Below are 17,388 nucleotides of genomic sequence, written 5' to 3' on the forward strand. Positions count from 1 at the left end.
TTCCTCTCTCCTGCTTTTAGGATATGCTGTTTTAAAAAGCCAGCTGTTCTTCCGTAATTTCTGCATGCACCACCAGCCGTTGCGTTGTCCGAAAGTATCCAACACAGGTCACAAACGCGATACCGGCAGCTTTCTGTTCTCGGACGGAAAAACACGGATCATCTGCTGTTTTATATTCCCATCCTGTAATCCGGAACCGTTTCGTGCGCTCCGGCGTATAAAGACAGCCATCCGGATATTTTTTCCGAAACCCCGGATCCTGAAACTTTTTTAGACTCCCGAACATCTGTCCGGACGCCATATTATGAGCAAACAGATATACCTGCCGGTCTGATAATTTGGCATCCGCAAAGGTAAAAATACTCCCCAGTTCGCTCGCGTTTCCTTCAAAGTCACGGGCAAGGTACGTTTCATCGGTTTCTCCGGTCAAGATCGGTCCATCCACACCAATCTGCGGCAGATAAAGCCATCCCACAATATCTGGATTGATCTTCTTTAATGCTGCAAAATCAATCTTACGTTCCCCAACATCTACAGGTTCTCCCGGGACTGCAATCTCCTTTAATGCTTCCCCCCTTTTTTTTGCATCCGCAAAGGGTTGCCTACTTTTTTCTGCCAAGAAGAAGCAAGTTGCACCTAAAAAAAGTAGAAGGATACACAAAATCCATCTACTTTTTTTCATCAGATTTTCTCCTATTCACTCCTATTAACATAGCAGTACACAGTAATACCCCACCTGCGAATAATAACATGGTTTCAATTGGCATCAGCCCTGTCTGTGGCGCTACTTTTTCTGGAGGTCGTTTCATATGTTTGGGTTCGACCGTGATATCATAATTCATTTTCCCATCCTGAAAAACCGGAACAGATACCAATGTCGGAGAAACTAGATCTGACTGTTCTGTTTCTTTTGCAGACAACAGATAAACTCCCACATCCAGATTATTTTCCGTCATTTTCCCGTTTGCATCCAATGTTTTTCCTTTTTCTTCCTGCCCTTGCTCTTTCCATGCCTTCTCCAGTTTTTCTGCAGCCACTTCCATTTCCTCTGCGTTCTTTAGTTCATTTAGGTTGATTTCCGTTGATGCATACTCCGGCAAAAGCTCATAACTTCCATCCTGCAAGGTTCCAATCTTTATTACCGTAAATTGTACTCCCTCCAGCCTTTTTCTTGATTCCTCTTCTAAAGCCTGAATGGTTATACTCCCCTTTTCCTTTTTTGTTTCTGAAAACAAGCTTTCTTCTATCCCCTTAGCATATGCTAGATTTTTGTTTCCTACCAATAGCAGACATGCCAGTAAAATCATACTATATTTTATCCGGTGCTTCATCTTTCTTTCTCCTCTCCTTCCACATGTATCCAAATAAAATCAGAATCCATAGTAACGGAAGCAAGGTGAATAACACTTCCCTTGTAGACGGCAATGCTTCTTTCATGGAAGCTTCTTTCTTCGCTTCATAAGGAGTTCTTACTCCGGTTACAATCAGTCGATGTGTATTGATTCCATAAGGAGTACAGGTGATCACACTACATAGATCCTCTCCCTCTCGGATCTTCAATACTTCAATTTCTTCTGGTTTTACAATTCGGATTTCAGAAATTTTATAAGCAAGTGTTTCATTTTGGACATGAAGGAAAAAATAATCTCCTTCCTCCATTTCGTCTAGCCTCGTTAGTAATTTGGACTGGGGCAGTCCCCGGTGTCCGGTCAGTATGCTGTGTGTACTTTTTCCTCCTACCGGCAGGCTGCTTCCTAAAAGATGTCCCACTCCCTTTGACAACACTTCCTCTTCTGTTCCATGATAAATAGGAAGTTCAATTCCTATTTTGGGAATGTCCAGACTCCCCATAATTCCGGTTCCAGTCGGATTTAACAGCTTTCCATATGATGCTTCGTTTAATTTTTCCTTGTCACTTCCTTCCACTTGAATTCCCTGTGTTTGAAACAAAAGGCTATTATATGCTTCTGCTTTCTTAGTTTCTTCCGCTGTTGTATCTTTTTCTCTCTGCAATTTTTTCTGGTAAGTAGCAACTGCCTTTTGCTGCTCTTTTTCATTGTGTAAATGCAAGAAAAGAGGCAGACAACAACACAAAAATCCAATCAGAAACAGAAGTCGGATTCCTATGCGATTCCGCATCATTTTTTCTTCGTTCCTTTCTTTTTCACCAGCACAATACTAATCAGCATACATCCACATCCCGTTAATAAAAGCGCTGCCATTGCAGGAGTTCCTGTTACCGGCAGCTTACTTCCTACTCGGTTCACAACTGTCAAATTTGCACTTCCATCTTCCACTTCTGTTTCTAACTGTTGATCTTCCTCTAGTGCACTTCCATCATAAAAACTCTTGATGTGTGCCGTTACTTCCAACTTCTGAAGCGTAGTATTTGTTGCTCCCTGTCCTTTCACATATTCATCACGCTTGTCCGTATATGTCGGTATTACCTTCAACACAATTGGATCTTTCAACAGGCGATACCCGTCTGGAGCCTTTGTTTCCTTTAGGTAATAGGTACCTTGATCCAAACCGATAATGGAAAGTTCCCCTCTGGAGTCTGTGATCATTTCTACTGCTTCTTTCGGTTTTGTTCCCCCAGTATGATCTGTCCCTCCCAGTACATCACGATTGATCACATGATAACCATTTTGCTCGTCTTTCACATATACCTCATTCTTACATGTCTCATCACTGTACAGACGGAATTTTGCCCCAGCTAATGTTTGATCGTGATCATTGACTTTAACAAGATCTAAGCGATAGGTAAAACACACTACGGTGTCCCATGGTGTATAGCCTGTACTTCCGCCTCCATTGCTGTCCGGATCATTCGAAAATTCCAGGCGGACATCATTTTCAAATCCCGGACGTCCGGTATCATTTGCCGCTTTATCATTTAACACTGCATCATAACGTAAAAGTACTTTCTGTCCATAGACATTTTCGTTCTTCTCATTAAAATTCGGAAACTCCCTGTCAACGATTTGTTTGATGTCCTTTACAATTACGGCAAAGGTTTCCCCTTGTGTAGACGGCATCTGAATTTCAAATTCTCCATCCTTCAAAGTGTATTTCTTTCCTTTGTCATCGGTAATTTCAACTTTTACGCTCTCTTTTTGGAACGTAAGCGCCGGATCCATCTGGTCATGCCATGCATAATAATAGGTCTTGTATCCATTCATGTTCGGAATGTTGGATTCATACTTGAATGGAACCGTCTGTCCAATTTCATAGTCTCCGATATCATTCCAGCCATCCGGATCCTTGATATGTTCCTGCTTATCGTCCTCGTCGATTTTTTTGATCACAGTTGGATAATCCGATTTGACCTGGATTTCGGTTGCCGGATTTGCCGTGCTGACCATGCAGAGACTTCCTGCCGCATGGGTTCCCTGGACTCTTGTCACTTCATCCACAAGGTAATACCCATATTCCAGTCCCTCAATCCGAATAGAATTGTCTGCTTGCGTATTCGTAACCGATACTACATCTCCTACAATCTTTCTTGTTTCCAATTCATCTCGCAGAGTTTCTACAAAATAACGAAACTGGCTATAACTTCCTTCCAGCTCTTGCGGAGTGGTTGCCCCTTCCACCTTATAGGAATTTAATGACTGTATGTAGTCCACTGCCATATATTCTGTCACGTTTTCTGCCGTGGTCGGTTTCCCACTTTCTGTAAGTCCTTTTGCTACTACGGTTTTTACTGCTTCCTCATATTTCGGATGGAAGGTGTAATTAATAGATTCCCCGCCTTTGGCATTTTCTGCAAAGAAAAGCTGATATACATAGAAATTCTTTCCGACTAGAGACTGTCCTTCCTTCCCTTTGATTGTGATACTCGCATTTCCGTTACCAAAAGAAATGACTCCTCCATGTGTTTCTCCTTTCCGTTCTTCCATTTGTTTTACAGCACTTTCCTTTGCAGCAAAAACGGACATTCCCTGTCCAATTGTTCCTGAAGATACTGCTAACAATAATGCGCTAGCCAAAAAAATCCCTCTATTTTTTCTCATTGATTTTTCCCCCTTTTCGATATTGATACATGACTGCTACAAAACATCCCATGCCTATTAAAATCAGTAGCAAAGGTATTGTAGACCCGGTTTCCGGCATCTGCAATCCGATGATGTTTACCACTTTCAGATTAACCTCTCGATCTTGTTTCGTTCCGGTAATTGCAAAATCTCCGCTGGTTTCCGTATGCTTCGTTCCATTCACATAATATTCAAAAGCACCTGTTACCGGATTGCTCTTTGTGTAGATTTCATAAACGACTGGAGTTCCGTCTGCTCCTACCGGAATGCGATAGCCTTCCGGCGCTTTTGTTTCCTTCAGATAATATTTGCTATTGACCTGCAGATTGGAAAATGCCAGTGTCCCTTTTTGATCTGTAACCTGCTTTTGCAACTCCTTCTTACACTCTTTATCTGCATAGAGCGTGAACTCTGCGCCTTCCAACAATTTTCCTTTATCATTTTCTTTATGAAGCAGCAAACGGTAAGGAGCAAGTGTATCTTCCACACTTAACTGACCTGTTCCATCTGGTTTTAGAGTCAAAATCATTTTTCCATTTGCTTCCGTAGACGTATTCCCTACTTCCGTAATTTTGTTCTTTTCATCTACTTTGAATTTTACAACTCCCGGATTCTTACTGTAGCCTGCCGGCACAGATTTTTCCTGGATCGTATGTATTCCACGACTCAAGCCTTTTAAAGTCACACTGCCTTTTCCATTTGTTGTCACATCTGTTTTCCTTCCGTTTGGATCTGTATGCGTGAATATAACTCCTGGAATTGGTCGATTAATCCCTTTTTCTTTCTTGACAATTTCTAGTGACAAAATCGTTTCCGGAACAGTTGGTGCATTATAGGTATAAACAAACTCGCTTCCATTATTTTCCATTGTAATAGAAACAACATACACTGTTGGATTCAATAAATATCCTGTTGGGGCTTTTGTTTCCTGAATTGTAATTACACCTACAGGAATTGATGGTACCCCACTTGGTGCTAAATATAATTCATCCCCCTTTACAAAAAACTGTTTATTATATTCGCAAAACCCGTTCTTATTTGTCCTAAATACCCATGTACGCTTTGGCTGATGTCCTTTTCCAGCGGGATCCTCCTTGCCATTGGTTTTGGGATCTACCGCGTAATACTTCATCGTGAACTCTGCACCCTCCAGAGAAGCGCTTCCCTGCGGCTTGTTCTGGTTGGTTTCCTTGTCCACTTTTCCTAGCAGCACTCCGACCGGATCCATCTGAGGAATATCCACCACTTTCAGCTCTGCTGTTTGGTTAGCAGTGACCTCCACCTTATACACTCTCTTATCCAGAGCATATCCTTTTGGTGCTTCCAGTTCTTTGCAATAATAGCTTCCCGCTCGTACTACCAACTCTGGTGTGTTTCCGGATTCATCGGTAATCAACTCTCCTACACGTTGGCTACATTTTTCATCCGAAAAAATCCCATACTTTGCACCAGCCAGACTATAGCAACTACTTCCGTTGGTAATTTCCGGATTGGCAGATGTCTTTTTTAATTTCAATCTGCCTTCTTGATTTTTTTCAATCCATACAATATCTTGCAGGTCATTATATGCAATGTATACCGTATAATTATTAAATCTTGGGTCTGGATACATTTTTTCGGCAGCATATCCCACATATTGTTTAATCTCTTGGACATCTATTTCTGACAAACCGGTTGTTGATCCGTTATAAGCATAGCCTATGCAGGCATGTGCCAAAGCATATGCATCATTGCGTCCATCTACTCCTCCGGTTGCCGGATTATATCCAAATGCATTCCAAAATTCTTCATCATATAGTTCCGATCCTGGTGCCAAGAGCAATAATGCTCTGATATTGTCATGATTGAGAACTGACACCTGGTATACCCCAGACGGAGTCGGACTGTTTGGTTCTGCGCAGTATCCCATATGTGTTCCCGTTTCGGTTGCAATGGAAAATTCGCACGTTCCCCAGCTTCCATAAGCATGATCCGCTCCTGGAGTAATCGTTGCCATGCTTCCCGGAGTAGAATAAAGAGAGGTATCATCCCCTGCAACTGCAGTTCCAATTACTTCTCCCTTACAATCCTTTCCCAATGGAAAATCCGGTTTTTCTTCCTGTTTTCTATCTTCTTCTGAAGATGGAGCATCCTTCTTTTCTGTTTGTTTTTCTTCTTCCGTTTCCTCCAATTCTTCCGGCACTGTTTTTTCTTCCTGCACTATTTCTTTCTGCCGCTCTTTCTCCTTTGCATCCTTTGGTTCTGCAGCATAGACAAACAACTGAGTAAAGAGTAGCATTGCTGCCAAGATCCATACAAGACACTTCTTTTTTCTCTTCATCTGTGCTTTCCTCCTTTTTTTGATTTTGCACGAAAAAAAAGACGCTATAAACGTCTTCTCACTTTTCCTACCCAGAATCGGAAATTCGAATACGATTTCGATACATCTTCCTTCCCTCCTTTCACTACCATCCTTGTTTTCATGCAAAAAAGACATCCCCTTCGGAATGTCTCTTTCTGCTTTTCTTTTCTTTTTTCTAACCGAAATAGACTTATAAATCTACTTCTGTCGATTATAGTATAACATAGTGTCAAGATGTTTTCTAGGTTACTTTAGGTTACTTTGGGCTACCTTGAGTGGATATACTGCCTTAAGGAATCCACATACAAACCTTCCCAGCAAAACATTGTCTCCTACGTCTCCCGCTTCCATAAAAAAATACTCTTCTTTCGTAAGTTTAACTCGTATTAGTTTGGTTTCCACATCAACATTTAAGTAATAATGCATCGGTTCTTTCCACTCCCTAATTCCTCTCTGCACTGTCCTACGATTTTTTCCCCTTCTCTTGTAACGATCCTGAATCTTTCCTATTTGAAATTCCCCATATGGGGAAAGATCTTTCTGTTCTTTGATTGCTTTATGAATTCGAATACATTGACAAAATGAAACTACAGCAAACAAGTATTCAATAAAAAGTAGTAAAAGAGGAGCTATCCCCCATAAAGAAAGTGTAGATAGTTTTTCTATCACTTCCTCCCATTGAAACAAAACAATTACAGCCGGCAGAATCGTATTCCCCATGCTTACTATTCCAAAAATCAGAACATCCTGTTTTAGCTTCTCTGAAAAATATAGATTCTGTTCTTTCGTTAAAAAAGTGATTTTGTCATTCATTCTTCTCTTCCTTCTTTTAGAAAAGGAAAAGACATCCCTTTCGGAATGCCTTTCCCCTATTCTCCGTGTGTTTCCTGATACTCTTCCTCATATTCCTCAAGTTCTTCCAACGCATCTTTAGAAAGTTTTCCCTCTGTTCGAAGATTCTTAAGTACCTCCAAAGGATCTCCCTCCATCAGTTTGGTAAAAATATCAAATGCTTCTTCCTCTGACAGATCTGCTGTCTGGCGGTCGATTTCTGAAACTAGAATTGCTCTGGCATGTTCCTCCTCATACCATTCAATTGGAGTTTCTTCTGTAATCTCACCTAGTTCCATCCATTCTTCATATTTTGTAGCAACTGCCATCTGCTTTCCTCCTATTGTCTTGCCCCACAACCGGAACACTCTGTATATGCCGGCACATCAACAACCCATTCTGTTTTCGTTACTTCTTTAATTTTAAAATATTCTGTGTGTCTTCCACCACCTTCTCCGGCTAATGCATGTGCTTCCATATGTCCTGATGGATCCGCTGTACAGTCTGCACCGCAAACATTGCAACACTCCCACGGCTCATAAACCTCTTCGGTTACTGTATATGTATTCTCGTGCCCTTGTTCCGGGTGATAGACCCAATTGTGAACACACTCCTGTGGTTTCTGCTCTGGCTGTGATGGTTGTTGTGGCTGTTGAGGAGGTGTTGGCTGTGATGGTTTCTGTGTTGGTTGCGATGGCTTTTGTTCTGGCTGTGATGGTTGTTGTGGGGCAGGTGCTGGACTTTGCTGTGGTTTCTGCTCCGGCTTTGACGGCTGCGAAGTAGGTGCTGACTGTTCCTGCGGTTTCTGCTCTTTTGACGACTCTGACTTCTCGGTATTCGATTTCTTTTCTTCTTTTTTCTCTACCTTCTGTCCTGAAGATGTATCTGCTTTTTTCACAGGATTCTTTCCTGTCTCTTTTTCTACTTTTTTTATTTCTGCTTTTGCACTCTTAATTTCTTGTTTTTTCGATTGATCTGTATCCTTTTTCTCTGCCTTTTGCGTGGTACTTTTTTCCTGCTTTTTTTCTGTTACAACTACTTCCGTTTCTTTGGCAGGTATACTCTCTTTTTGTAAAGAGTAAATCCCAAATCCAAGTACTCCAATCAAGCAAATACAGCCACAAGCCTGGACAATCTTATAATTTTTTTCTAATACTTCCTTCCACTTCTTCATGCGGCATTCTCCTCTCTTTTATTTCTACTTTTGGTAATTATAGTATATCATAGTGTCAATGTGCTTTTCTAGGTTACTTTGGGCTACCCCAAGCGATTAAAACCCTGTCAATTTTGTCTATCTTACAATAGTCTTCTCCTAGAAATTTGATCCATTTGCTCCATCGTATGCACGAAAAGGATCCGTTTTGCAATTGTAAAATCAATCATCTCTTTACACCCTTTCCATATTTAAATAATTTTCCCTTAAATACCATGCCTGCTCTTCTGTAATATCTCCATCCACAAAAGCAGAATTGATTGAACCATATAATTCCCCCCAAAGACAATCATAAGGATATTTGCCTTCTTTCATCGCATCTAAATCATGCTGGAGATATGGTGGTAAATTGACCTCATAATATTCTTTTCGCTCCATTGCTCCGCCTCTCATTCTTATATCTTTCCTTCCACTTCTGGTAATTATAGTATAGCATAGTGTCAATGCGTTTTCTAGGTTACTTTAGGTTACTTTGGGCTACCCTGCATTCCCTGTTTTCGTTGTATTTCTTCCACAATTAAGATTCGTTCATAAAGATTTCTGATTTTCTGCAAATAGTTCAACAGAATCAAAATGAACAATGCTGTAGAACTTATAATTATCATTACTAATAAGCCTACCGTCATTCTGATCCACTCCGTTTCATTTCCGTGAAAAGTTATAAAATAATATGCCGCCTTTCCCATCAAAATCAGAAGTTCTTTCCATACTCCCATCCAGATAGAAATAAGGAAAGAAATTGCAAACATTCCAAACCTATTTTTCTTATGTTTATATTCTGTTTTTGTCTGAATATACTCAAAGAATAGCTCATCTGAATTTAACTGTGCCAATGTTTCTGTCTCTTTCAGGTACTTCTCAAATTTTCTCTTTTTCCGTTCCTGAAACGTAAAAAACATAATACTTTCCTGAAAGTGTTTCCTCATTTTGTCATATCTCCTATTTTCCCTAAATCTCTTTTCTGAAAATACTTTTCAATTCTGTCCAAAATATGATATCCTTACTCTGGAATTACACATCCGAATATTCCATAGTACTGAAAAGAGAAAGGATTTTTGTTATGATACCAAATCATTACCCACCAATTCCACCTCCGCCAGTTGCCACTCCCATGTGTCGCTGGCATCACAATACGAACATTGTAGCTCGTTGCCCGATCTGCGGTTCCTTTACCTGCGAACAATGCTCTCTTCCTACTCCAGATGGAAGACACTTATGTCCAAACTGTTTCAAATCAGAATACGGAGTTCTGATCAGCCGTCTCAATCATGAAAAAACAACTGCAATCGTCTGTTTTTTATTGGGTGTTCTTCTTGCCGTCAGCGGTTACATGCTTTCGCTTATCCCTCTCATGGAGAAATACCACCTGACTCTTTCTGATCTTAATCCGGGAGTGATTTTCTCAGGACTTGTTGTCTATTGCAATGATTCAGTAGTACTGGCAGTTCTTTTACTCTTTCTTGGACTGCTCCCATGTATTGCAACTATTGGATTCTTCTTTGGAATCCGAAGAGTGTTCCGGTTTCTACGTCATGTACCGGTTTTTGTAATCGTATTTTCTATCATCTTCTTTGTCATTACCCTTGGACTGATCCTTCAGATTGCATATCTGATCGGCGCTTTTGTAATGGTCGGAGATTTCTTAGGAATACGCAGATTGAAAAAAACGATAAACACGATGGCAGATACACTCGCTTTCTACCGCATCTGACTATCCATTTCCTTTTATTTTGACGTTCCGGCTGTATTTCCCGGAACGTCTTTTCTAAATACTCTTGCGAAATACATGATGTTCTTTTTTTACCAAAGGCTCTGCAATCACTTCTCCAGTTTTTAAAAGCTGCTCACCAAGTTCATTCAAGTCTCCATTTGCCCGCATAGAATAATATTCCCCAGAATTTCCCGCTACAATGATGTGATCCACAACATCAATCCCCAATAGTTTCCCTCCAGCACTGATTTTTGCAGTAATCACCTTATCTTCTCTGCTTGGATGGTAATCTCCGCTTGGATGATTATGTACAAGAATGACACTGGCTGCATTAGAAAGGATTGCACTTTTAAACAGTTCCCTTCCTGTTACCAAGCATGCATCAATCGTTCCCATGCTGACTACATTCATGTTCAGCACCTGCCCTTTAGTGCTGCAGTTTAATACACACATCACTTCTCTATCATAATCCGCCAATTCTTTTGAAACAAACTTGCAGACTGCTTCCGGTGAAGTCAATGGATACTCACTATATAACTTTTTATCTGTGATCATTTTTACCCTGACAACTTCCAATTCCTTATTCTTCTCCAACGAACGTCACCTCCAGTATTTCGTTTTCCTGCAATTCTGCAATCAGTTTCCTGAATTCTTCGCTCGTATAAATTTTTTCTTCCATCTGACAATCCTCCATATCTTTTTTTATGTTCCGAATTTCGGAACAGTTTCACAGATCCTATTTTTTTAACTTTTCCGCTTCTTTGTATTCTCCACACTTTCGGAAGACCCCTTTCTCCTTCCGTAGTCCACTTTCAACTCCTTATCATCCTGATCGGTCAGATCAATCCATTCCCCTATCTGGTAATATATTTCTGATAAACGTCCATGACAGATTCCGATATACCATTTTTATAGACTTTTCTAATATCTGAGATTCCTCTCTTTTCCTGTCTTTTCAAATGCTTGATCAATGCTTTGCTGCTGTCTATATAACTACAACATTTTTCAAATTCATATTCAATGCGATACTGCATTTCTTCACCTTGCCTTTCTGTTCCGAAATTCGGAACAAGACCCTTTATCCTTTCCACGGAAGCTCCTGACCAATATCATCCGGGATTGCTTCTCCTCCTTAATTTTTCTCGTTCCGAATTTCGGAACAAAATCTAAAACTAGAGTTATGTATGATTTTTTTTGCTAATAATCTGGCAGTAAAACTGTCTATGACAAAGTGATGTACTCCATTTGCATCCTCTATATTTTCTGTGTTTTCATCAAAGGCTTCTTCAATATCTTTCAAAATCTTCCCGAATACATTTATTTTTGCATAGTAGTGGCATTCTTCTGGGTGTTTCCATTTGCCACGCGATCCCCGGCACCGGACATTGCATTCCTCCTTTTCCCTGCATTCCATACAGCAGCATTCCAATCCACATGTATTTTCTGCCCTACATCTCCCTGCCGATACCTCATGCAACGGGTTCTGAAGCACATTCTCTTCTCGCTGCACAATTTTTGCCACGCTGGAACTTTCTTCCTCTTCCGCACAGATTTTATATCGTTCCTCCGAAATAATTTCAACTTTCGCTTCCGTTACTCCACACATCTGTGCAATTCCTTTTTTCTGCTCTTCTGCATACCGCCGCAGATTTACCTGTTCCAGATCTTCTCCAGAAATTTCCATACCAGACTCAATATAACCGGCTTTTCCAATTCCGCCAAACAATTCTGAATCTTTTATTTCACAAAATAATTTCAGTGTAATCTCCATTTTTTCTCCTTTTGTTCCGAAATTCGGAACGCGTTTTCATTCCATTTTGCTGCTTAATGTAAGTCCTTTTGTGTGCCAAGATATTTCACAAGTGCTTCCAATTGCACAAGGAATTCTTGTTGCTTTCCTTCTGTCAAATTCCGAAAAGCACATAACATGCCTTTTTCTAACTTTGAAAACTTGATGGAAGTGTAAGGAGGCTTAATCTCTAATATTTCATCTGCAGACAGATTATACAATCGTGCTAAGATCGCAAAGGTATTCAGATCCGGTTCGGCAACATTATTTTCATAACCAGATAACGATTTTCGATTGATTCCTGTTAATTCCATGACATGTTTTTGCGTATAGTTTTTATTTTCCCGCGCCTTTTTCAGAGTCAGCCCGATATTTTTCATATCCCTCTCCTTTTTCTGTTCCGAAATTCGGAACGCGTTTTAAATTCCTGCACACAAACTTCGCGCTGCTTTCTGTGCATAATAAAAATCTATGGTATCCGGGGCATTGTAAAGACTCTGCAATAAATACCCCCTCATATTACGAATCTTCGTATACGTTTTTCCGACACATTCCAAAACATATTTCACATGGGATGCTGTCAGCTTGGAAAACCGGCGGCGCAGATCTTCTGTCGTATAACACACACTTCCAATCCGGTGGGTTGCAGATTGCTTTGTACTGCAAATGTGTACCAGTAGCGAGATACAGTTATCCCAAAGCATTTTATTTTCCGGGTTATCATGCACCGCAGCTTGATAATCCAACTTTTTCTGAAAAAATTGTTCCAGAAACTGTTTGTCCTGCCATACAGACTCTCTCCATCCATCCCTCATGTTTTCCTGACTGGAACTAATGTTATATTCTTCTTTCTCTGTCTGATGGATAGATAGATGATTATATTTATTATTTATATAACTATTATTTATATAACTAGGGTTGCAATTTTGATACCTCCAGAGGTCGCAATTCTGATACCTCTGTTCCTGCCAACTTTGGCAGTTCTTAAATGTGTGCAAAGATCTTATAGAAACACCGTTTTCCCATGATTCCTTTTCCTCTTCCGGGTCGCAATTTTGACAGGTCTTCTGTAAAGCCTGTACTTTCTCCTGCCAAAAGTTTTCCAAAAGTTCCAGAAAACTATCCCTCTTTTCCTTCCATCTAGCACCGTCTTTTTGTTTCTTTTGAATATTCTCTTTCAGGTTGCAATTTTGGCATGTTACCTTTTCTTCCTCGCCTGCAAGGGTTTCTGCTTCTAGTTTTAACAGATCTTCTTCCGTTAATTCTTCCCGGATCATCTTTTTTATTGTAAGAAAGTTCCTTACATATAGAAGGTTTGGTTTTCCAAATCCCTGTTTCTTCTTTTCCAACAACCCGATTCCGTTTTTGGAATCCAGTTCGTCAAGAAGACGAATTGCGGAAGCTTTACTACACCGGAACTCTCGCATAATTTCTTCGATTGAATAGATCACATACACTTTTCCTTCTTCATCTTTCCAGTTATTTCGTGCAGAAAGGCTCATGCGGTTACGCAGCACACAGTATAAGATTTTTGCATCACTGGATAGATCCACAAATTCTTCCCCAAAAATAAGCTCATTTGGCATCTGCACAAACTGTATCTGTTCCATTTCTTCTCCGTAATAGTAAAGTCTTCCCATAATCTTAATCCTCTCTTTCGTCTTCTTCCTCTTCCGTCTGTTCTTGTCCTGCAAGCACTTTAAGTAATAAGTAAACGCAACCAATACCTAATATCAGTGGTACCACATTTTCCCAAAAGCCATTTCCAGTAAATAGGACATTCCAAAGTTGATATAGTAAGAACAGACTGATTGCCCCAACAAGCTGTGTCATCTTCTTTTTCGTTCCATTCCCAAGCCTTTTCATCTTACTGCCTACTTTCCAATTGTTTTTGTACTTCTTTTAACTCTTTTAAATAAATTCTGTTTGGAAGACCCCTTCCCTGACGCTTTTTTTCAATTAAACCGATTCCATTTTTGGAATCTAACTCTTCCAAAATGCGGATTGCTGTCCGCTCACTACAACGAAATTCTTTCATAATCCTTTGTACTGGATATTCAATATATTCCATTCCATCCTCATCTAGGCACTTCTTCTGTTGTTGCACTGCCCGCATACAGCAGTACAACAGTTTTGCATCACCAGACAAAATTTTAAACACCTCTGCAAAAATGAGTTCCTGAGGAAGCTCTATCCCCTCCTCTTTGTAACTATGTTCTTTCCCATGTCCTTTCATCTTCTTTTTTCTCCCTTCTGTTCCGAAATTCGGAACACTTTACATCATTAACTTTGTTCTTTTAACAGTTGCTTGATCAGATCCTCTCTCATACAGGATGCATCCCGAAAGAAATGCATTTCCGGTTGCCATAAAAAGTAATCACATGCATAACTTTCCTTTTGGAAGGATGTCCACTTGTATTCTCTTAAAATAATTGCTGTTCCTTTCCCTATTTCACAACGATAACAAGTTTCCCCTGTCAATTTATTCCTATCCCAAACTTGCCACGAACGATAATTATCCAAGAAATTATTACACTCCTCCTCTGTATCAAAGCGAATACATGGAGCTGTTTCGAAATTCGGAACTTCTTTCGCTTCTTCCCTCGTTTTTTTATACCGCTTAATCTCCTTATGATTTGTGATCCCCTTCTCCAATAATTCTTCCTGCTCCTCTTCCGGCAAGGTTGCCATTTCCACCGCAGCACTTTTTTTCAGATTGCCAGACTGGAATGCCTGCATGCCTTTTTCCCCTAGATTGTTTGCGATGGTGCGGTACTCCCCAATCGTACTTTTTGACATCTGCAGCTGTGCTGCTAACTTGTCTGCAAGTCTCCCGGACGGAAGATTTGGAAATTCTTCCGGATAGGTTCGGAGCAGATGGCTCATACCTTCCAGCTCGCACATGATTTCGTATTCTGTTTTTTTTGCATATCCATTGGAGGAATAACAACTGAACTGCGCGCGGATATCGGAAAATTCTTTTACAATGCAGGGTAGCATCGCATACTGTTCAAGTCCTCTTTCTTCTACCAGAATCCGGCACGCATTTTTCCGGTGATGTCCGGCAATGATCTCATATTCATCTGTATTTATTTTTCTTACCAGAAGATCCTGCAGAACTTCTCCATCTGCTTCAATCAGATCTGCCAGTGCCTCCTCTTTCTGCCGGACAGACTCTTTTAAAGCTTCCTTTTCTTCCGCAGTTTTTCCGTAACGGTACTGTGCCGGATTGTCTGTTAGCTTTGTGTAATGTATCCATCTAGTGACTCTGCGCGGATGCAGTTCCGCTTTTTTGGGCTCCTCCTTAAAAATATTGCTTATCTTTGCCATGTCTGTCCTCCCTGTAATTCTGTTGCAAGATCCATAAAATCCATTGCTACCTGGCTATGGGAACGATGTTTCATAACCGGTTTATAATGTTCGAGTGCATTTTCCACCACAGCACCTTTGCTAATGCAGGTTTCCATAATATCCCAACAGTGTTTTTCTACCATATCAAGGTATGTATTTCTCTGTGTCCGTTTATTCTCTACCTTATTTGCAAAGATTTTCCACTGGATCTCCGGATAATCTTCCAAAAGATCATGATATTTTTCCTCCACAAGTAATAAATTATCGCGGCAAAATTTATCCAAACACACCGGTGTCAGCAGCACATCGGCGGCAGCTAACGCACTTGTTGTAATCTGTTCGATTGCGGGTCTGGTATCAATAATACAGATGTCATACTTTTCCTTTACCAAACTTAATGCCTTCGATAAATTTTCTATATTAGTAGCATCTCTCTCCAGCAAACCTGTATTTCCTTTAATAATGTCAATTCCTCTGTATCTTGTGCGGTAAATGGCACTTTTTACAGTATGTGGATGTTGAAGCACTGTTTTAATATTGTGTCCGTTTCCATTTACTTTTGCAAAAAATGGTGTCAGATTGGTCTGTGGATCCATATCCACCAAAAGCACATGTTGACCTAGCCTGGACATACTGTAAGCAAGATTTACGGCTGTTGTTGTTTTTCCTACGCCACCTTTTAAATTTCCAATCACATAACATTTCATATCTTTTTCCCTTTTGTTCCGAAATTCGGAACACCCTTTCTTTTATTTTCTTGTTCCGAAATTCGGAACATCTTATTTGCATCCTATTTTTTTATTGTGTCTTCTTCTCCATCCAAGAACTCAGATAGATTCATTTGTTCATACGGCTGTGTCTCTCTTTCTTCTCTCTGTCTCTCCTCTTCCTCTGCGTAGCAGAAGAGTCTGGATGTGGGTAATTCGCTGTTGCAGACATCCTGAATCCTTTTTATTGCACTGCTCCGGTTTTTCTCAAAAGTCCGATGGCTTACTTTGCTGCTTTTCTCCACCGCTTTGTAAGGCATATTTTCCACATACAATGCATGCAAAATATCATATTCTTCTTTTGGTAGTCCCTGAAAACACAGCCAGATTCGATGAATCATCTCTCTTTGCTCTGCTACTTTTTGCATTGCTACGATTAGTTCTTCTTTAAATTCTTTTTGCTGTTTTTGGAATGCCAAGTATAGATCACCCAAGTCTTTTTTTGTCCTGCTTCCCATTCCTTGCGAATCATAGTGTATTTTAGGAAATGCAAAGCTTTGTAGACTTTCTTTTTCGCATAAATAACTTTTTTGATAACTTGCATATCGGTTATCACAATATCGCAATGCTCCTTCGTAGTCTTTTAACACCGTTTTAATTAGTGCTTCACTTGCCTTTCTTGCTTCCATTCTTTCTTCACACTATCCTTATCAGAAATCACTCATATTTTTTAACTCCATTTCTTTTGTTTCGTTCTCCCCTGTGCAAGATCTGCTGAATAAGGTGTAGGATTTTCCATCCGTTTAATATAGCCTCCTCGTTTCAACTCTTTGTAAATTGTCTGTGGAGATACACCTATTCTCTCAGCAATCCTATTTACCGGATAATCCTCTCTGCACATCTGCTCAATAATCTTTCTCTCTTTGTATTCAATTTTAATCATTACGACTCCTCACTTTCCTTTTTTTATAATCGATAGAAAAAATTTCTAACTGCATCATGATGGTCATCTTTCCATCCATCACGAATTAAGATTTTTTTCCCATCTATTCCATATACTTCTAATTTCATATATTGCTCACCGGAATCATAAGAAAAGATAATCTTCTTCACTTTCTCTTCTGACTCATATTCCTGTTGGATAACCGTTTCAATTTCCTGTTTCTTGGATAATCGACCATTTCTTACAAACTCACCATTGCGATTTACTCTTAATCCTTGTCCTGGCTTGTACTCTTCATACTTATGCGGGGGGATCTTTAATTCGCATAAAGCTCTGTCACAGTAATACTCCATGTCTGAGAAATCATATAATATCATACTCATAACCTTTTCCTCCTTTTTGTGCAAACTGCATAAAAAAAGCAACCTGAACTTTTATTAGTTCAAGTTGCAATCGTAACCCGCC

At 40.0% G+C, this 17,388-nt stretch carries 23 protein-coding genes; 1 reads left to right on the forward strand and 22 read right to left on the reverse strand.

The annotated features are described in order from the left end of the window. Window positions 1-31: 31 nt before the first annotated feature. From EDD74_RS12320 to EDD74_RS12365, 10 genes are all read right to left on the reverse strand, one after another. Window positions 32-682 (reverse strand): class B sortase, encoded by a 651-nt coding sequence (locus EDD74_RS12320; RefSeq protein WP_116441588.1) that lies wholly within the window; start codon window positions 680-682, stop codon window positions 32-34. Next, window positions 669-1,331: a pilin N-terminal domain-containing protein gene (locus EDD74_RS12325; protein WP_116441589.1), complete on the reverse strand. Its 663-nt coding sequence runs from the start codon at window positions 1,329-1,331 to the stop codon at window positions 669-671. Before EDD74_RS12325 ends, EDD74_RS12320 begins: the two co-directional genes overlap by 14 nt. Continuing rightward, window positions 1,309-2,142 (reverse strand): class C sortase, encoded by an 834-nt coding sequence (locus EDD74_RS12330; protein ID WP_242990115.1) that lies wholly within the window; start codon window positions 2,140-2,142, stop codon window positions 1,309-1,311. Before EDD74_RS12330 ends, EDD74_RS12325 begins: the two co-directional genes overlap by 23 nt. After that, window positions 2,139-4,016, reverse strand: coding sequence for an isopeptide-forming domain-containing fimbrial protein (locus EDD74_RS12335; protein WP_116441590.1), 1,878 nt, complete (start codon window positions 4,014-4,016; stop codon window positions 2,139-2,141). Before EDD74_RS12335 ends, EDD74_RS12330 begins: the two co-directional genes overlap by 4 nt. Then, window positions 4,003-6,357: an MSCRAMM family protein gene (locus EDD74_RS12340; protein WP_132038458.1), complete on the reverse strand. Its 2,355-nt coding sequence runs from the start codon at window positions 6,355-6,357 to the stop codon at window positions 4,003-4,005. Before EDD74_RS12340 ends, EDD74_RS12335 begins: the two co-directional genes overlap by 14 nt. Window positions 6,358-6,624: 267 nt before the next feature. Beyond that, on the reverse strand, window positions 6,625-7,191 hold the full coding sequence (locus tag EDD74_RS12345; RefSeq protein ID WP_116441592.1) for a hypothetical protein: 567 nt from the start codon (window positions 7,189-7,191) through the stop codon (window positions 6,625-6,627). Between the two features lie 56 nt (window positions 7,192-7,247). Next, a complete protein-coding gene (locus EDD74_RS12350; RefSeq protein WP_116440879.1) occupies window positions 7,248-7,538 on the reverse strand; it encodes a hypothetical protein in 291 nt (96 codons plus the stop codon). Between the two features lie 11 nt (window positions 7,539-7,549). After that, window positions 7,550-8,383, reverse strand: coding sequence for a prolipoprotein diacylglyceryl transferase (locus EDD74_RS12355; protein ID WP_116441593.1), 834 nt, complete (start codon window positions 8,381-8,383; stop codon window positions 7,550-7,552). Window positions 8,384-8,596: 213 nt separating this feature from the next. Continuing rightward, window positions 8,597-8,815: a hypothetical protein gene (locus EDD74_RS12360; protein WP_242990019.1), complete on the reverse strand. Its 219-nt coding sequence runs from the start codon at window positions 8,813-8,815 to the stop codon at window positions 8,597-8,599. A 74-nt stretch (window positions 8,816-8,889) separates the two neighbouring features. Then, window positions 8,890-9,348, reverse strand: a complete 459-nt coding sequence (locus tag EDD74_RS12365) for a hypothetical protein (protein WP_116440881.1) — start codon at window positions 9,346-9,348, stop codon at window positions 8,890-8,892. A 134-nt stretch (window positions 9,349-9,482) separates the two neighbouring features. On the opposite strand from EDD74_RS12365, the gene EDD74_RS12370 reads away from it, so the two are divergent. Then, window positions 9,483-10,133 carry a hypothetical protein gene (locus EDD74_RS12370; protein ID WP_132038459.1) on the forward strand — a complete coding sequence of 217 codons (651 nt, stop codon included), beginning with the start codon at window positions 9,483-9,485 and terminating at the stop codon, window positions 10,131-10,133. Between the two features lie 54 nt (window positions 10,134-10,187). Here EDD74_RS12370 and EDD74_RS12375 read toward each other — a convergent pair whose 3' ends face one another. The 12 genes from EDD74_RS12375 to EDD74_RS12430 all read right to left on the reverse strand — a co-directional run bounded on the left by EDD74_RS12375 (window position 10,188) and on the right by EDD74_RS12430 (window position 17,306). Beyond that, window positions 10,188-10,727: a JAB domain-containing protein gene (locus tag EDD74_RS12375; protein WP_116441374.1), complete on the reverse strand. Its 540-nt coding sequence runs from the start codon at window positions 10,725-10,727 to the stop codon at window positions 10,188-10,190. A 260-nt stretch (window positions 10,728-10,987) separates the two neighbouring features. Next, entirely contained in the window at window positions 10,988-11,224 is a 237-nt protein-coding gene (locus tag EDD74_RS12380; RefSeq protein ID WP_116440883.1) for a hypothetical protein, read from the reverse strand. A gap of 41 nt (window positions 11,225-11,265) precedes the next feature. Further along, window positions 11,266-11,904 (reverse strand): hypothetical protein, encoded by a 639-nt coding sequence (locus EDD74_RS12385; RefSeq protein WP_116440884.1) that lies wholly within the window; start codon window positions 11,902-11,904, stop codon window positions 11,266-11,268. A 53-nt stretch (window positions 11,905-11,957) separates the two neighbouring features. After that, window positions 11,958-12,302: a helix-turn-helix domain-containing protein gene (locus EDD74_RS12390; protein ID WP_116440885.1), complete on the reverse strand. Its 345-nt coding sequence runs from the start codon at window positions 12,300-12,302 to the stop codon at window positions 11,958-11,960. A 39-nt stretch (window positions 12,303-12,341) separates the two neighbouring features. Beyond that, window positions 12,342-13,562 carry a replication initiator protein A gene (locus EDD74_RS12395; protein ID WP_116440886.1) on the reverse strand — a complete coding sequence of 407 codons (1,221 nt, stop codon included), beginning with the start codon at window positions 13,560-13,562 and terminating at the stop codon, window positions 12,342-12,344. 4 nt (window positions 13,563-13,566) lie between these two features. Beyond that, entirely contained in the window at window positions 13,567-13,788 is a 222-nt protein-coding gene (locus EDD74_RS12400; RefSeq protein WP_116440887.1) for a hypothetical protein, read from the reverse strand. Between the two features lies 1 nt (window position 13,789). Continuing rightward, window positions 13,790-14,158, reverse strand: coding sequence for a replication initiator protein A (locus EDD74_RS12405; protein WP_116440888.1), 369 nt, complete (start codon window positions 14,156-14,158; stop codon window positions 13,790-13,792). A 47-nt stretch (window positions 14,159-14,205) separates the two neighbouring features. Then, a complete protein-coding gene (locus tag EDD74_RS12410) occupies window positions 14,206-15,252 on the reverse strand; it encodes a ParB/RepB/Spo0J family partition protein (RefSeq protein WP_116440889.1) in 1,047 nt (348 codons plus the stop codon). Then, entirely contained in the window at window positions 15,240-15,980 is a 741-nt protein-coding gene (locus EDD74_RS12415) for a ParA family protein (RefSeq protein ID WP_116440890.1), read from the reverse strand. Before EDD74_RS12415 ends, EDD74_RS12410 begins: the two co-directional genes overlap by 13 nt. A gap of 83 nt (window positions 15,981-16,063) precedes the next feature. Beyond that, window positions 16,064-16,669 carry a sigma-70 RNA polymerase sigma factor region 4 domain-containing protein gene (locus EDD74_RS12420; RefSeq protein ID WP_116440891.1) on the reverse strand — a complete coding sequence of 202 codons (606 nt, stop codon included), beginning with the start codon at window positions 16,667-16,669 and terminating at the stop codon, window positions 16,064-16,066. Window positions 16,670-16,710: 41 nt separating this feature from the next. After that, window positions 16,711-16,923: a helix-turn-helix domain-containing protein gene (locus EDD74_RS12425; protein WP_116440892.1), complete on the reverse strand. Its 213-nt coding sequence runs from the start codon at window positions 16,921-16,923 to the stop codon at window positions 16,711-16,713. Between the two features lie 23 nt (window positions 16,924-16,946). After that, window positions 16,947-17,306 carry a hypothetical protein gene (locus EDD74_RS12430; RefSeq protein WP_116440893.1) on the reverse strand — a complete coding sequence of 120 codons (360 nt, stop codon included), beginning with the start codon at window positions 17,304-17,306 and terminating at the stop codon, window positions 16,947-16,949. Between the last annotated feature and the right edge of the window lie 82 nt (window positions 17,307-17,388).

The organism is Faecalimonas umbilicata, assembly GCF_004346095.1.
GTDB classification, from domain to species: Bacteria; Bacillota; Clostridia; order Lachnospirales; family Lachnospiraceae; genus Faecalimonas; species Faecalimonas umbilicata.

Coding starts and splice junctions, on each gene's coding strand:
- EDD74_RS12320 (WP_116441588.1), bottom strand. CDS start 682: ATGAAAAAAAGTAGATGGATTTTGTGTATCCTTCTACTTTTTTTAGGT.
- EDD74_RS12325 (WP_116441589.1), bottom strand. CDS start 1,331: ATGAAGCACCGGATAAAATATAGTATGATTTTACTGGCATGTCTGCTA.
- EDD74_RS12330 (WP_242990115.1), bottom strand. CDS start 2,142: ATGATGCGGAATCGCATAGGAATCCGACTTCTGTTTCTGATTGGATTT.
- EDD74_RS12335 (WP_116441590.1), bottom strand. CDS start 4,016: ATGAGAAAAAATAGAGGGATTTTTTTGGCTAGCGCATTATTGTTAGCA.
- EDD74_RS12340 (WP_132038458.1), bottom strand. CDS start 6,357: ATGAAGAGAAAAAAGAAGTGTCTTGTATGGATCTTGGCAGCAATGCTA.
- EDD74_RS12345 (WP_116441592.1), bottom strand. CDS start 7,191: ATGAATGACAAAATCACTTTTTTAACGAAAGAACAGAATCTATATTTT.
- EDD74_RS12350 (WP_116440879.1), bottom strand. CDS start 7,538: ATGGCAGTTGCTACAAAATATGAAGAATGGATGGAACTAGGTGAGATT.
- EDD74_RS12355 (WP_116441593.1), bottom strand. CDS start 8,383: ATGAAGAAGTGGAAGGAAGTATTAGAAAAAAATTATAAGATTGTCCAG.
- EDD74_RS12360 (WP_242990019.1), bottom strand. CDS start 8,815: ATGAGAGGCGGAGCAATGGAGCGAAAAGAATATTATGAGGTCAATTTA.
- EDD74_RS12365 (WP_116440881.1), bottom strand. CDS start 9,348: ATGAGGAAACACTTTCAGGAAAGTATTATGTTTTTTACGTTTCAGGAA.
- EDD74_RS12370 (WP_132038459.1), top strand. CDS start 9,483: ATGATACCAAATCATTACCCACCAATTCCACCTCCGCCAGTTGCCACT.
- EDD74_RS12385 (WP_116440884.1), bottom strand. CDS start 11,904: ATGGAGATTACACTGAAATTATTTTGTGAAATAAAAGATTCAGAATTG.
- EDD74_RS12390 (WP_116440885.1), bottom strand. CDS start 12,302: ATGAAAAATATCGGGCTGACTCTGAAAAAGGCGCGGGAAAATAAAAAC.
- EDD74_RS12395 (WP_116440886.1), bottom strand. CDS start 13,562: ATGGGAAGACTTTACTATTACGGAGAAGAAATGGAACAGATACAGTTT.
- EDD74_RS12400 (WP_116440887.1), bottom strand. CDS start 13,788: ATGAAAAGGCTTGGGAATGGAACGAAAAAGAAGATGACACAGCTTGTT.
- EDD74_RS12405 (WP_116440888.1), bottom strand. CDS start 14,158: ATGAAAGGACATGGGAAAGAACATAGTTACAAAGAGGAGGGGATAGAG.
- EDD74_RS12410 (WP_116440889.1), bottom strand. CDS start 15,252: ATGGCAAAGATAAGCAATATTTTTAAGGAGGAGCCCAAAAAAGCGGAA.
- EDD74_RS12415 (WP_116440890.1), bottom strand. CDS start 15,980: ATGAAATGTTATGTGATTGGAAATTTAAAAGGTGGCGTAGGAAAAACA.
- EDD74_RS12420 (WP_116440891.1), bottom strand. CDS start 16,669: ATGGAAGCAAGAAAGGCAAGTGAAGCACTAATTAAAACGGTGTTAAAA.
- EDD74_RS12425 (WP_116440892.1), bottom strand. CDS start 16,923: ATGATTAAAATTGAATACAAAGAGAGAAAGATTATTGAGCAGATGTGC.
- EDD74_RS12430 (WP_116440893.1), bottom strand. CDS start 17,306: ATGAGTATGATATTATATGATTTCTCAGACATGGAGTATTACTGTGAC.